11 protein-coding genes and 1 pseudogene are annotated in these 14,571 nt (G+C 41.1%); 11 read left to right on the forward strand and 1 reads right to left on the reverse strand.

Annotated elements, in window-relative coordinates; translation table 11 throughout:
- Window positions 1–11 precede the first annotated feature (11 nt).
- The 11 genes and pseudogenes from BG00_RS05690 to BG00_RS05740 all read left to right on the forward strand — a co-directional run bounded on the left by BG00_RS05690 (window position 12) and on the right by BG00_RS05740 (window position 14,004).
- Window positions 12–1,931 (forward strand): annotated as a pseudogene (locus BG00_RS05690) (SUMF1/EgtB/PvdO family nonheme iron enzyme).
- A gap of 134 nt (window positions 1,932–2,065) precedes the next feature.
- Window positions 2,066–3,109, forward strand: coding sequence for a rod shape-determining protein (locus BG00_RS05695; protein ID WP_036981126.1), 1,044 nt, complete (start codon window positions 2,066–2,068; stop codon window positions 3,107–3,109).
- Entirely contained in the window at window positions 3,109–3,951 is an 843-nt protein-coding gene (gene mreC, locus BG00_RS05700) for a rod shape-determining protein MreC (RefSeq protein WP_171034717.1), read from the forward strand. Before BG00_RS05695 ends, mreC begins: the two co-directional genes overlap by 1 nt.
- Complete coding sequence (gene mreD / locus BG00_RS05705) at window positions 3,944–4,423, forward strand: rod shape-determining protein MreD (RefSeq protein ID WP_036981128.1); 480 nt, start codon at window positions 3,944–3,946, stop codon at window positions 4,421–4,423. The genes mreC and mreD overlap by 8 nt, the downstream gene beginning before the upstream one ends.
- On the forward strand, window positions 4,423–4,992 hold the full coding sequence (locus BG00_RS05710; RefSeq protein WP_036981129.1) for a Maf family protein: 570 nt from the start codon (window positions 4,423–4,425) through the stop codon (window positions 4,990–4,992). The genes mreD and BG00_RS05710 overlap by 1 nt, the downstream gene beginning before the upstream one ends.
- 1 nt (window position 4,993) lies before the next feature.
- Window positions 4,994–6,466 carry a ribonuclease G gene (rng, locus tag BG00_RS05715; RefSeq protein WP_013463925.1) on the forward strand — a complete coding sequence of 491 codons (1,473 nt, stop codon included), beginning with the start codon at window positions 4,994–4,996 and terminating at the stop codon, window positions 6,464–6,466.
- Complete coding sequence (locus tag BG00_RS05720; protein ID WP_036981131.1) at window positions 6,466–10,305, forward strand: YhdP family protein; 3,840 nt, start codon at window positions 6,466–6,468, stop codon at window positions 10,303–10,305. The genes rng and BG00_RS05720 overlap by 1 nt, the downstream gene beginning before the upstream one ends.
- Complete coding sequence (locus BG00_RS05725; protein ID WP_036981134.1) at window positions 10,302–11,141, forward strand: carbon-nitrogen hydrolase family protein; 840 nt, start codon at window positions 10,302–10,304, stop codon at window positions 11,139–11,141. Before BG00_RS05720 ends, BG00_RS05725 begins: the two co-directional genes overlap by 4 nt.
- Window positions 11,138–12,577 (forward strand): metalloprotease TldD, encoded by a 1,440-nt coding sequence (gene tldD / locus BG00_RS05730; RefSeq protein WP_036981136.1) that lies wholly within the window; start codon window positions 11,138–11,140, stop codon window positions 12,575–12,577. Before BG00_RS05725 ends, tldD begins: the two co-directional genes overlap by 4 nt.
- Before the next feature lie 84 nt (window positions 12,578–12,661).
- Entirely contained in the window at window positions 12,662–13,162 is a 501-nt protein-coding gene (locus BG00_RS05735) for a transposase (protein ID WP_036979831.1), read from the forward strand.
- A complete protein-coding gene (locus BG00_RS05740; RefSeq protein ID WP_250653896.1) occupies window positions 13,159–14,004 on the forward strand; it encodes an IS3 family transposase in 846 nt (281 codons plus the stop codon). The genes BG00_RS05735 and BG00_RS05740 overlap by 4 nt, the downstream gene beginning before the upstream one ends.
- Window positions 14,005–14,062: 58 nt before the next feature.
- Here BG00_RS05740 and BG00_RS05745 read toward each other — a convergent pair whose 3' ends face one another.
- On the reverse strand, window positions 14,063–14,563 hold the full coding sequence (locus BG00_RS05745) for a DUF3299 domain-containing protein (protein ID WP_036981138.1): 501 nt from the start codon (window positions 14,561–14,563) through the stop codon (window positions 14,063–14,065).
- Window positions 14,564–14,571 lie beyond the last annotated feature (8 nt).

The raw sequence follows: 14,571 nt of genomic DNA on the forward strand, positions 1-14,571 counted from the left end.
GACTGAAATATATGCGAATCGCCCCTTTATCTCTGTTAATTTATGCTAGCTTTTTTGCAAGCACAGTATTTGCACAAGATACAACTACTGTAAACAGAATTGAATCAGAGATTAATGCGAAACAAACAGAATACACTCGTTCAACGACGATGCTCGATAAATATTTAAAAGAAGAGAATCAACTTCAAACACAACTTGAATTGCTGAGAACGCGTTCCACACAGCTTGATAAAGAAAAAACCAAGCGTTGGATGCGATGAATGATATGTATCGACGTTTCATTGATAATCCGTCGCTATACATTACCTCTGCACAATCGCGTTATCAAAAAGCCGTTGTTGATCAAAAACAAAATAAAAATGATATTTTTATGCAATTGGCGGCAATTGCATCCATCTAAAAGATATTGAGCAAGTTCGCGCTGATAAACATGCACTTCAAAACACGATTGAAAGCTTAAAAGTGCAATATATTACGGCGCGTGTAGAGCGATTACGCAATGAATTTACCCGAGAGGGTACGCTTGAAGTTGACCATACCATTAACTGTAAGCGCACTGAAACACTGGCGGCAAGTGAGCAGAGCGGTCAGCAAATAGGACTGAAAAAGGCAACTAAACGTTTTTTAGATAAAATATTTGAAAATTATACAGAAAAACGTCTTGTTGAACCTAAGCGAGACATGGCTGGGGCACAAGCACAAATTTTAAGTAGTCACGTGATTAAGAGCGCATTTAGCGGGCAAGGTGATTACAACGCCAATTTAAGCGTTACTAAGCGCGAAGATGTAAACAGCAGTCGTTTATGTCACTTACTTAGTGTGAATAATAGTTTTTGTTTAGAGTATGGTACCCCGCTGGCAAATACTTATCAGCCAGCTTATAGTACTACTTTCTCTGATAGTCAGTTAACATTCAGCGATAATGGGGATAATAAAGCTGCTGCCGTTGTCGCTAAAACAGTTAATAAAAAGCCTAAAGTGGTCGCTGAGAACAAGAAAGATAAATTAGTTCAGTTAACCTTACGCTCTAATGTACACGGCGATGCAGTATTTATTAATGATATTGAGTCGGTTCTACTCGTTTGGTGACGAACTTACCACGTGGTTTGTATAAATTAGAAATACGCAAAGAGGGTTACATCCCTTATAAAGCGCGAGCAAATAATACAAGCAGATTGCCCAAAAGGAGTGGAAGTTGATACACGCCTACCTATGGTGGACCCATCAGCAGTGATGATCCCCGTTGGCAAATTTAAAATGGGTGATATAAACGGCAATGGGCTTGAATATGAACGCCCCGTGGTTGAAAAAACGATTAGTGAATCTTTTGCTACGCAGAGCAAAAAAGTGACTGTTGGCGCATTTGAAGCGTTTGTAAACGAAACGCAATATAAAACCGAAGCTGAAAAAGGCAAAGGTTGCGCATATTACCTCAACGGCGAACCGGTTTGGGAAGAAAGCTTAAATTGGCGAGCTCCAGGATTTGAGCAAACTAATGAGTTTCCTGCTGTGTGTTTGACAAAAAAATGATGCTATTGTTTACGCTTAATGGTTTTTTGATATAGCAGCGCAAACGTATCGTTTACCTACTGAGGTTGAGTGGGAATATGCGGTGCGTGCAGGCACTGAGACAGAGTACCCATGGGATAACGAAATTGGTAAAAATCTAGCTAACTGTGGTTGGTGTGGTAGCGAGTGGTCTAATAAACGCACGGCTCCGGTAGGGTCTTTTTCTGCAAATGCATTTGGCTTATGCGATACTGTAGGCAATGTATGGGAATGGACTAGTAGTACAGGGAATAAAAAGATGCCGTTGTTCGCGAAGGTGCATGGAATTTTGCCCCAAGCCTTGCTCGTGCATCAACGCGTTAATTTTAGCGCCAGATTTTAGAGCTAATTATATTGGCTTTCGCTTAATGAGCGAACGATAATATTTAATGGGGAAGCGACGCTTCCTCTTTTTAATGATTACAAAAACGGCTGCGCTTTACATTGCTCATTGTGTTGAGAATGTTAAAGTAAGCGCAACTACAACAAGAACGAATTTCAAAGGTCATCCAGCCTCATGTTTAAAAAACTCCGTGGTATTTTTTCAAACGATCTATCGATCGATTTAGGTACAGCCAACACACTAATTTATGTAAAAGAAGAAGGTATTGTATTAAACGAACCTTCAGTTGTTGCTATTCGTCAAGAGCGTGCTGGTGGACCTAAAAGTGTTGCATCTGTAGGTGCAGAAGCTAAGCAAATGTTGGGCCGTACGCCTGGTAATATTAAAGCTATACGTCCAATGAAAGACGGTGTGATTGCTGATTTTTATGTTACTGAAAAAATGTTACAGCACTTCATCAAACAAGTGCACAATAATAATTTTATGCGCCCAAGCCCACGCGTGCTTATTTGTGTTCCTTGTGGAGCTACTCAAGTTGAAAAGCGTGCAATTCGTGAATCAGCAATGGGTGCAGGTGCTCGCGAAGTCTACTTAATCGAAGAGCCAATGGCAGCTGCAATTGGTGCCGGTTTACCGGTGTCTGAAGCAACGGGTTCTATGGTGGTTGATATTGGTGGCGGTACAACAGAAGTCGCTATTATTTCACTTAATGGTGTTGTGTATTCATCTTCAGTACGCATTGGTGGTGATAAGTTCGATGAAGCCATTATTAATTATGTGCGTCGTAACTTTGGTAGCTTAATCGGTGAAGCCACCGCTGAGAATATTAAACACCAAATTGGATCGGCATTTAAAACAGACGAGCCAGTAGAGATAGAAGTGCGTGGTCGTAACCTTGCAGAAGGCGTACCTCGTTCGTTTACGCTTAACTCGCATGAAATCTTAGAAGCATTACAAGAACCACTAATGGGGATTGTAAGCGCTGTCATGGTGGCGCTTGAGCAGTCTCCACCTGAGCTGGCATCTGATATTTCAGCGCATGGTATGGTGTTAACTGGCGGCGGCGCATTACTTAAGGATTTAGATCGCCTGCTAATGGAAGAAACGGGCATTCCAGTGGTTGTTGCTGATGATCCACTTACGTGTGTTGCACGTGGCGGCGGCAAGGCCCTTGAAATGATTGATGTGCACGGTGGTGACGTTTTTAGTTACGATTAATGAAATCAATGTTTGAAAAAACGGTTTCTTTGCAACTGCGACTTTTTGTCGCAGTGCTTTTGAGTATCGTATTGATCCTTGGAGACAAGTACACGCAAGGTGGACAGAACATTCGTACTAGTTTGAATACATTGGTCAGTCCACTTATTTATGTTGCTAACCTACCTTACGAAGTATTTAGCTTTAGCGCCAAAAGTTTGCATACCCGTGAGCAGTTACTAACCGAAAACGAAGCACTCAAAAAGAAGCAAGTATTGCAAAGTGAGCAAATCCAGCAATATGAGTTTTTAGCAAAAGAGAATCAAAAACTTCGTGCATTACTTGGCTCTTCCTCTAAGCACACCAATCGTAAAATTATTGCTCAAGTACTTTCTGTTCATTCAAATCCTTATAGTCACCAAGTGGTGATAAATCGGGGAACCACCGATGGTTTAAGCGAAAGCCAAGCGGTGATTGATGATATGGGGTTAGTCGGGCAGTTGACTAAAGTTGGTTCAACAACCTCGCGGGTGCTGTTAATTACAGATACTACCCATGCAACACCGGTGCGTATATTACGAAACGATGTGCGCACAGTGGTTGAAGGTATCGGTAAAATTAACGTGTTAAAGCTATCACATGTGCCGCATAGCTTAGATGTGCGTATTGGTGATGTGCTGGTGACCTCTGGCCTAGGTGGTACCTTTCCTGAAGGTTATCCGGTTGCGGTGATCACCGAAATAACTCGTGATGAAGGCCAACCTTTTGCTCAAGTATTTGCTGAGCCGATAGCTCAATTAGATCGAATTCGGTTACTAGTGGTATTATGGCTAAATCAGCAGGAGTTGATGGGTGATGATTAACCGTCATATGCTCTTAATCGCATTAAGTATTTTCTTTGCATTAGTAATGGTGCTAATGCCGTTACCTTTTTCACTTGAACCATTTCGTCCTGATTGGGTGCTGTTGGTGCTTATGTACTGGTCTTTAGCTTTACCGCATAGACTAAATATAGGGACTGCCTGGGTTGTTGGGTTATTAATTGACTTAGCAACAGGCTCCTCATTGGGTGTTAATTCCTTAACTTATTCAGTATGTATTTTTATTACTGCAAGTAACTTCCAAAAAATTCGCAATTTTTCATTGTGGCAACAAAGCCTACTTATAGGCTTGTTCTTAACGCTTTACCACTTAATGCAGTTTTGGTTAAATCACTTTTTACTTGGCGTTTATTTTAGCCCACATTACTTATGGCCTGTATTAACAGGCATGTTGAGCTGGATATGGGTATTTTTATTACTTCGAAAATACCGTAGACATTTTAGGATCAGATAATGACTTGCGCAGTATATTTAGCCTCCGCGTCTCCCCGTCGTAAAGAGCTTCTAACCCAATTGGGGATTGAATTTTCACAGTTTAGTGTTGATGCCGATGAAAGTCAGCTTGCTAATGAGCGCCCGTATGACTATGTAGAGCGTTTAGCGCGTTTAAAGGCGCAAATGGGCGTAGAGCAAGGGTATACTGACCGGCCAGTGCTAGGTAGTGATACTGTGGTGGTGATGGATAACCAATCATTATGTAAGCCTCGAGATAAAGACGATTTTACTCAAACCTTAAAGCGCTTATCAGGGAGCACGCACCAAGTGTTAACAGCCATCGCTTTTGCTACATCAGATAAAGTACTCAGTTGTGTGGTCAGTACAGATGTCACCTTTAAAACGCTCAGTGATGAAGAAATACATGCTTATTGGCAAACGGGCGAGCCTCAAGATAAAGCCGGTGGTTACGGTATCCAAGGGTTAGGTGGGCGCTTTGTAACGCATATTTCGGGTAGCTATTTTGCCGTTGTCGGCTTACCTTTATATGAGACAGAACAATTATTAAATACATTCTTAAGAGGGTAGCATGAGTACAGAACTACTGATCAATGTCACGCCAAGTGAAAGTCGCGTTGCCCTAATCGAAAACGGTGTATTACAAGAAATTCAGCTAGAACGTATTGGTAACTTAGGTATCGTGGGTAATATTTACTTAGGTAAAATAAGCCGCGTGTTACCAGGTATGCAAGCCGCTTTTGTTGATATAGGCCTAGAGAAAGCTGCCTTTTTACACGCTTCAGATATCGTTAATAGTGCCTCTATCGTTGAGGGTGTTGACGACGAGCCGATTAAAAAAGTCCAAGATATTCGTGAGCTTGTTCGCCAAGGTCAGTACATTATGGTGCAAGTGGTTAAAGATCCTTTGGGTAGCAAAGGGGCACGTTTAACCACTGATATCACGATACCTTCACGGTATTTAGTGTTTATGCCTGATGCGACACATGTTGGGGTGAGTCAGCGTATCGAAACGGAAGAAGAGCGTGCAAGGCTGAAAAAAATTGTAGCCGAATACGGCGATGAAAATGGTAGTTTTATTGTCAGAACAGCTGCTGAAGGCGCAAGTGAAGCAGAGCTGAGACACGATGCAGCTTTTTTAAAAAAGCTCTGGGATAAAATTGTCTCTAGACGCAGAAAAACAAGCAAAGCCAGTATTTTGCATGAAGATCTTACACTTGCCTTTAGAACGTTACGTGATTACGTAGGTGAAGATATGGAGCGCATTCGTGTTGACTCTAAGCTTACTTACCAAGAGCTTAAGCTGTTTACTGAAGAGTTTGTGCCTTTGTTATCACAAGTGCTTGAGTATTACCCAGGTGAGCGTCCCATTTTTGATTTATTTGATGTAGAAAGTGAAATTCAAAAAGCATTGCATCGTAAAGTTACTTTAAAATCGGGTGGTTATTTGATCATAGATCAAACTGAAGCGATGACCACTGTCGATGTTAATACCGGTGCTTTTGTTGGTCACCGTAACCTTGAAGAAACTATTTTTAATACCAACGTAGAAGCAACGTCTGCTATTGCCCGTCAACTAAGGCTGCGCAATTTGGGCGGTATTATTATTATCGACTTTATTGATATGGTAAGCGATGAGCATAAACGCCGAGTAATGCACTCATTAGAATCTGCACTCGATAAAGATCGTGCCAAATCTAATATTAATGGTTTGTCGGCATTAGGCTTAGTTGAAATGACCCGCAAACGTACCCGCGAAAGCCTAGAGCATGTACTGTGTGATGTATGCCCAGCATGTTCAGGGCGTGGCTCACAAAAAACAGTTGAAACGGTCTGCTATGAAATTCTTCGTGAAATAGTACGTGTTAATCGCGCTTACGATGCAGATAAGTTTGTAGTGTATGCTTCGCCTGCAGTTTGTGAAGCGCTATTAAATGATGAGTATCATAACCTCGCCGAATTAGAACTATTTATTGGAAAGCAGGTCAATATTCAAACTGAAAGTTTATACAGCCAAGAGCAGTTTGATGTGGTAATGATGTAATGAAATTTAAAGCGGCCTGTTTTTATTGTGTACGAAAATTATGGCAAATAAGTGCTGTAATTTTAGTACTACTGGCCGTGATTGTTTCTATTTTAAAATACACCTTACCCTACGCGAACGATTATAAAGGGGATATAGAAAGCTACCTTGATGATAGGTTTGATATTAGTTTATCTATAGGTACTATATCAGCAAGTTGGCAAGGCAGTGGTCCCGCTTTAGTACTCGAAGAATTATCATTTAAAGACAACCAAACAGCCCCTATCTCTTTAACCATAGCTAAAACCAGTTTAGAGCTAAATCTTTGGGAAAGTTTAAAGTCGCTGCAGTTTAAATCAAATTACTTTGTGATCAATGGTTTTCATACCAAGGTTAATGTCGCCAATTTATTTGCAGGTGATCAAGATGAAGTTTCATTTGAGCAAAAAGAATTAATAGAAGGACTGTTTTTAGGCGAAACCGGTCACTTTGCAATAGAAAACTCCAGCATCAGCTTTGTACTAGAAGATAACAAAGAACGTAAACTGTTATTAGAAAACATTGTATGGCAAAACCAAGATAAACAGCATCTTGGCAGTGGTAGTCTAGCGCTACCGGGTATTTCTGTGGGTAATTTTGATGCCCGTATTGCGCTCAAAGGTGAAACCTTAGAGCAAATGGTAGGTGATCTGTATGTGCAGGCTAATCAGGTTGATGTGTCAAATTGGTTAGCCCAGTATATAAATACTCAAAAGCAGCAACTGCATAGTGATTTAAATTTACAAGCATGGCTTAGGTTAGAACAAGGCTTAATAAGTGACGTAAAAGTACAGTGGTTACCGAGTGCGGTAAATTGGCAACTCAATGAGCAAACACAAAAAGTCAGCCTAAGTGAAGGGGGATTTCATTTATACCCTGAGCAAAATAGCTGGCGGTTAAAAAGCACTGGCTTAGCGTTTAGTACCAACGAAATAATGTGGCCTAGCCTCGAATTTGAAGCTTTATTAGGCAAGAAAAATAAAATATGGCTACAGCAACTCGATTTAGCCCTATTAAATGATTTAGCAGAATTAACTAATTTTACTCCTTTTTTAGCTCGCCAACCCAGTGGTGAAATAAAAAACGCGTATCTAGAGTTTGCCGATGCAAAGCAATGGCAACTATGGTTTAAAGCCGATGAAATTAGCTGGCAAGAAAAAAACGCCGTACCCGCCGCTCAATCTTTAAGGGTTGATGGTTTAGTTAATCAGCAATATGGGCGGATCACTATTTTTGGTGAAAACAGCCATTTAATTACAGGTGCTAGTTTTAGTAATAATATTGACTATAACCAGCTAAACATTGAATTAGATTTAGCTAAGCGCTCAGGCGATTGGCATATTAGTAGTGATAACCTGTGGTTTGATAACAATGAAGTGACCTTAAGCGCACAGATGAAATTAAGTTTAGGTAAGACGCCTCGCTTAGATTTATATGCCGAAGCATTTGCCCCCGATGCCAGTGTTGCCGGTCATTATTTTCCTTTAACGTTAATGAGCCCTGAGTTAGTTAGTTATTTAAATGGCGCAATAAAATCAGGTGAAGTAACAAATGCCCAGGTGTTATTTTCTGGTCCATTATCAGGCTTTCCATTTGACGATGGTTCTGGGCAGTTTGATGTTTTAGCGCAAATAGATAATGCTACCTATCAATTCGATCGGGATTGGCCAGCAGTCACAAATGCCAGTGTAAAGCTGCATTTTGCAAATGAGCGAATGGATATTTATAGCCAGCAAGGCCAACTTGTAAACCTTGACGTTGGCAGTAGTGTACATGTGAGTATTGATGACTTAATGGGCGATGCGCCATTGGTGGTTAGTATTGATAAGCAAGCTGAGCTTGAAAAAATGCACGATTTTTTTGTCGCCACACCTTTAGCAAATCCTTTGGCTGATATTTTTAATATTGTGCAGGGACAGGGACTTGCCAGCGCAAACATTGAACTGCTAATCGGCTCACAATTTGAGGGCGGGGCGAGTGTAACTGGTACGGTTAATTTACTTGACTCACCTCTTTATATTTCTGCTCCCGGTATTTCGCTTGAGCATTTAAAGGGTGAACTTAGCTTTAATAATCAACAAATAAACCTCACCGATGCTACGGCTACATGGCTTGGTATGCCATTAACGATTAACTACACTAGTGACGCAAACGCAGAGGATTATCGCGCTAATATAAATATAAATGCTCAGCTTGATGCGCAAACACTCATAAACCATGGTCAAGGCATTTTAGATGGTTACTTAAGCGGGCAAAGTGACGTTGATATTGCTTTAGAGCTTAATTTTACCGAGCAAGGGTTTAACTATCGTGCCGAAGTTGAATCGCCACTTATTGGCTTAAATAGTTCCTTGCCAGGAGTATACACAAAAAGCAGTGAGCAAATTTGGCCTCTGAGTGCGGTTATTCAAGGTGATGATATCTCTAATCTGATCACTGCAAATATTAATGAGTTATTTTATTTCAATGCCATTCTAGACAATACTCAATCGCAGTTTACCAACGCTCATTTTATCATCGGTGAAAAAGACTTAGGGCTTAACTCACAAAATTTAGCGGTGAGTATTAATTTAGCGCAGAGTGAGTTATTACCTTGGATTGATTTAATTGATCAAATTATTAATGTAGCTAAAGCGCAGCCTGAGAATGCATCGCCGGGCGTGATGCCGCCTTTACATGAAGTGGTTGCGAATATTAACTCTTTTAACGTGAGTGGCATGCAGTTTAATGATTTTGATATGCGTTTATCGCCCCTAAATAATAATTTGCAATTAAAGCTCAATGCCAAAGAGTTAAGAGCCGAAGTATTTATACCTAGCGGGCAATCAAGTCAGCCGATTCGAATTAATAGCGATTATTTAAGGCTTAATTTTTTAGATACAGAATCAGAGCGACTGAGCGAAAAATCAACCCCTGAACAACTTGCATGGCTTACAAAATTACCGGCTATTGAATTTGAATGTGCCGATTGTAAAGTAAGTCATTATCAGCTTGATAAGGTAAGCGCCTCATTGTTAGGCGATGGTAAAAAGCTGCTTATTTCTGAGCTAGTGGTTGATAAGGGCGACCATATATTACGGACTAAAGGGCAATGGCAGAATGGCCTAACGGCGATGAGTGGTGAACTTAAAAGTGATGATATTGGCGCCTTATTTAATGAGTTTGATATTACCACCACTATTAAAGACTCAAACGCCAATCTAAATTATCAGCTAAATTGGCAAGCGGCACCTTATGATTTAGACATTGCCAGTTTAGATGGCGAAATTAGCTGGGATTTAGGCGAAGGCCATTTAACTGAAATCAGTGATGGAGGTGCACGCGTATTCTCATTACTGAGCCTTGATTCATTAGTGCGTAAGCTAAAGCTTGATTTTAGAGATGTATTTTCTAAAGGTTTTTTTTATAACAGCATGCAAGGCACCATGCAGATAGATAAAGGCATTGCTTATACCCAAGATACTAAAATGGATGGGGTACCTGCCGATCTCTCTATAAAAGGGTATGCAAATTTAAATACTCTCGAAATTGACTACGACTTAGCCGTGGCACCACAAGTAACCTCGAGCATTCCGGTGATTGTGGCTTGGATGGTTAATCCAGTAACGGGGCTTGCAGCTTTAGCAATTGATAAAGTGATTCATTCTGCCCGAGTGATCTCAGAGATCAACTTTAAAGTAACAGGCAAAATGAACGATCCTCAGGTACAAGAGTTAGATCGTAAGAGTCGAGAGGTGACTTTACCGCAAGCAGCACAAAGTCAGCCACAAGCATCCTCAGAGTTAAAGCTTAAAGATGCCGAGGTTAGCGCCACACAATGAATAAACAAGGTATAAATTCAGCCCCTGCGATTATTGCATTGCAAATGTGCTCAGGCTTAAACCCTGATGATAATATTGCAAAATTAAAACAGGCATTACAAATCTTACCGACAGCTCGTCCGCTGCTAGTGTGTTTACCAGAAGCATTTTTAGTGTTTAGTAAACACGCAGGTGATACGCTTTTAGTGTCACAGCGTATTGAACAGTACAAACAGCAACTCAGTGAATTGTGCCGTAAGCACAATATTTGGTTAAATGCTGGCACACTACCAGAGCCGTATAACCAGCATAAGTATTACGCTGCCTCACACTTGTTTAATAACCAAGGCGATATTGTTGCAAGCTATAACAAAATACATTTATTTGATGTTGAGGTAGATGACCAGACCGGCAGCTACCGAGAATCCGATTTTACTCAAGCCGGCGATGAGGTTGTGGTTGTTGATTCGCCCTTTGGTAAAATTGGTTTAACAGTGTGTTATGATTTGCGTTTTGCAGGTTTATTTAATGCCTTAGTTCGTAAAGGCGCCGAAATTATATTAGTACCCAGTGCGTTTACTGTTCCAACAGGTAAAGCGCATTGGCAGCCGCTACTTGCAGCGCGAGCTATAGAAACGCAATGTTATGTTATTGCTGCAGCGCAATATGGAACGCATGAAAACGGTAGGCAAACTTATGGTCACAGCCTCATGTTATCGCCTTGTGGTGAAACATTAAGTGAAAAATCAACAGGGCTTGGTTTTATTAGTTGCACCGTAGATTTAAACCAGTTACACAAAATTAGACGAGATATGCCGCTGCAATCTCACCAACGATTTAGAGAGCCATTATTATGAATTCGGTTGAACAGCATTTATTACACGACAGCCAGCTAAATCGAGAAGAACTCGAAAAAACATTAGCTTATATTCACCAGCACAAAGTTGATTATGCCGATCTTTATTTTCAATCGAGTCATCATGAGTCTTGGGTATTAGAAGATGGCCTTGTTAAAGAAGGGTCTTATAATGTTGAGCGTGGTGTTGGCGTACGGGCTGTTAGTGGTGAAAAAACCGGTTTTTCGTATTCAGACGCAATCAATCTTGAAGCGTTAAACAAAGCAGCCACGGCAGCACGGAGTATTGCCGATGCCGGTGAAGATAAAGCGGTTAAAGTATTCAGCGATGTGGCTGCAAAGCAGCAGTATGCGCCACATCAGCCTATTTCTAGCATGAGCGATACCGATAAAGTTAATTTGTTACGTGAGCTTGAAAATTATATTCGCGAATTAGCCCCTGATGCTGAGCAAGTTATTAGCTCAATGTCTGCGGTATACGAAGAAGTATTAATTGCAGCCAGTGATGGCACCTTTGCTACCGATATTCGCCCACTGATCCGTTTAAACTGCTCTGTATTACTTGAAAAAAATGGTCGTCGTGAACGTGGCGGTGCTGGTGGCGGCGCCCGCCTAGATTATGGTTACTTTAAAGAGCTTGTTGATGGCAAGCCGCGTTGGATGGGTTTTGCAGAAGAAGCTGTTCGTCAAGCTAAAGTAAACTTAGAAGCCATTGATGCCCCTGCGGGTACTATGGAAGTGGTATTAGGTAATGGCTGGCCAGGCGTGTTGTTACACGAGGCCGTAGGTCATGGCCTAGAGGGTGACTTTAACCGTAAAGGCGCGTCTGCGTTTAGCGGTAAAGTAGGGCAAAAAGTTGCTTCAGAGCTATGTACTGTGGTTGATGATGGTACTATGGCCGATCGCCGTGGTTCACTTAATGTAGATGACGAAGGTACGCCTGCAGCCTATAACGTACTTATCGAAAACGGTATTTTAAAAGGCTATATGCAAGATAAAATGAACGCGCGTTTGATGGGGGTAAACCCAACAGGTAATGCACGTCGTGAGTCATACGCGCATTTACCTATGCCACGTATGACCAACACTTACATGTTAGGCGGCGAGCATAGCCAAGCTGATATTATCAGCACGGTTAAAAAAGGCGTGTTTGCTCCCAATTTTGGTGGTGGTCAAGTGGATATCACCTCAGGTAAGTTTGTATTTAGTGCCTCAGAAGCGTATTTAATTGAAAATGGTAAAATCACCCAGCCAATTAAAGGGGCAACATTAATTGGTAATGGCCCTGAGGTTATGCAACAAATTTCTATGGTAGGTAATGATCTAGCGCTTGATAAAGGTGTAGGTGTTTGTGGTAAAGACGGTCAAAGTGTACCAGTAGGTGTTGGCCAACCAAGCCTGAAAATAGATAACCTAACAGTGGGTGGCACGGCTTAATTTTATTACAAAGTCGTTATAAAAAAAACCGCGTTTTGAAGTGACCCCCAATAGTTGGACATTCCAATTACTGGGGGTCTTTTTATGTCCAAACATCATCGAGCTTTTAAGCTCAAAATAGCAGAGCTCGCTTTGTCTGAAAGCTCTTCGACAGTAAGCAACAGATTTAATGTTACAGATAGGCAGGTCCGATATTGGACCGCTATTTATCGAATTCATGGCGCTGAAAGCTTCAGGTCTGTTCACAAACCTTATTCTCAAGCATTTAAGGTAGAAGTGTTAAAAACGATGACAGCAAACAGTTGGTCACTCGGTTATACCAGTGCTTTTTTCGATTTATCGTCCCCTGGCATTCTTTTTCAATGGCAAAAGCTTTATGCTCGTGATGGTATATCACGTCTCAAACCACAAATAAAAGGTAGGCCAGTCATGACTAATAATTCTTCTTCATCAAAACCAGTAGAGCAAATGACTGAGGAGGAGTTACGAGAAGAATTAGCATACTTACGAGCAGAGAATGATGTGCTAAAAAAGTTAGAAGCCTTGGCTCAAGCCAGAAAGAAAAAAGCAAAGACAAGACGATAGTCGTCGAAGAGTTCAAGGCAAAACATAGCTTACGACACCTTTTAAAGGCTACAGGGCTGCCAAAGAGTGTTTACTATTATCATCGCACTACTTGTAAGCAACCCTGTGCAAGCAATGATTTACTGGTAAAAATACGTGATATCTATCACGCGCATAAAGGACGATATGGCTATCGCAGAATTACGAGTGCTCTGAGAACAATGGGGGTACTTGTTAATCATAAGCGCGTTCAACGGCTGATGAATGAGTTAGGCCTCAAGTCAAAAGTAAGGCCTAAGCGTTATAAATCCTATAAAGGTGAAGTGGGTAAAATCGCAGAAAATACGCTTAACCGTGAGTTTAGTGCGCAGAAGCCAAATCAAAAATGGGTGACGGATGTGACAGAGTTTAAAGTGAATAATGAGAAGGTATATCTATCGCCTATGATTGACCTATTCAACCAAGAGGTAATCAGTTACGAAGTCAGAAAATCCGTTGCACTCCCTTTGGTAACTGACATGCTTAAAACAGCAACTGCTAGGTTGAAGCCAAATGAAAAGCCAGTTGTACACTCAGATCAAGGGTGGCAATATCAAAACAAACAATATCAAAATCATCTCAAGGAAAAAGGGTTGCAACAAAGTATGTCTAGAAAAGGAAATTGTTTAGATAATGCGGTTGCTGAGAACTTCTTCGGCATATTGAAGAGTGAGATGTACCACAACGAAACGTTTAAAGACGTGAATGAGCTTATTGAAAACATCAAAGAATATATCGACTATTACAACAACGAGCGTATTAAGCTGAAACTAAAAGGCCTGAGTCCGATACAGTATCGAAATCAGGCCTTGGCAGCCGCTTAAAAATGAGTCCAACTTTATGGGGTCACTTCATTTTTACGCGGTTTTTTTATTTTAAGAATTAAAGCTCAAAAGGAGCAACACCGACAGCTTGCATTGTGTAACCTACTTGGGCTACTTCGCCAGACCAAGTTTGCGTTTTAATAATACCCGTTACAACAATCGCATCGTATAAGCTATCGATAGGGACACCGCCTTTAATGGTCACATGAACCAGCTGATTTGGCGGCGGCGGGGGCACATGAATACAGGCACCAAAGTAAGGGACTAATAAAAACTCGGTAATAAGTTCGCTATCGCCTTCAAGAGGTACAACAAAACCAGGTAAGCTAACAGATTGCCCATCAAGTGCTTTAACAACTGGCGCGTCTAAATCAGGTTGCACCCAGTTTTGTTCACTGCCTTCGTGATTAGCTTGCGCTTGAGTATCTATTTGTACATGGCCCTCGGGTATGAGGTCTTCCCAAAAAATTTCCTTGGGTGGATTTGCAATGCTAGCAAAGCTAATTAGCACTGCGCTTAATAGCATTAAAGAGTGTGTAGTTACTTTAAACAACGTCATGATCATCC

Source organism: Pseudoalteromonas sp. SCSIO_11900, assembly GCF_000576475.1.
GTDB lineage: Bacteria > Pseudomonadota > Gammaproteobacteria > Enterobacterales > Alteromonadaceae > Pseudoalteromonas > Pseudoalteromonas tetraodonis.

Coding starts and splice junctions, on each gene's coding strand:
- BG00_RS05695 (WP_036981126.1), top strand. CDS start 2,066: ATGTTTAAAAAACTCCGTGGTATTTTTTCAAACGATCTATCGATCGAT.
- mreC (WP_171034717.1), top strand. CDS start 3,109: ATGAAATCAATGTTTGAAAAAACGGTTTCTTTGCAACTGCGACTTTTT.
- mreD (WP_036981128.1), top strand. CDS start 3,944: ATGATTAACCGTCATATGCTCTTAATCGCATTAAGTATTTTCTTTGCA.
- BG00_RS05710 (WP_036981129.1), top strand. CDS start 4,423: ATGACTTGCGCAGTATATTTAGCCTCCGCGTCTCCCCGTCGTAAAGAG.
- rng (WP_013463925.1), top strand. CDS start 4,994: ATGAGTACAGAACTACTGATCAATGTCACGCCAAGTGAAAGTCGCGTT.
- BG00_RS05720 (WP_036981131.1), top strand. CDS start 6,466: ATGAAATTTAAAGCGGCCTGTTTTTATTGTGTACGAAAATTATGGCAA.
- BG00_RS05725 (WP_036981134.1), top strand. CDS start 10,302: ATGAATAAACAAGGTATAAATTCAGCCCCTGCGATTATTGCATTGCAA.
- tldD (WP_036981136.1), top strand. CDS start 11,138: ATGAATTCGGTTGAACAGCATTTATTACACGACAGCCAGCTAAATCGA.
- BG00_RS05735 (WP_036979831.1), top strand. CDS start 12,662: ATGTCCAAACATCATCGAGCTTTTAAGCTCAAAATAGCAGAGCTCGCT.
- BG00_RS05745 (WP_036981138.1), bottom strand. CDS start 14,563: ATGACGTTGTTTAAAGTAACTACACACTCTTTAATGCTATTAAGCGCA.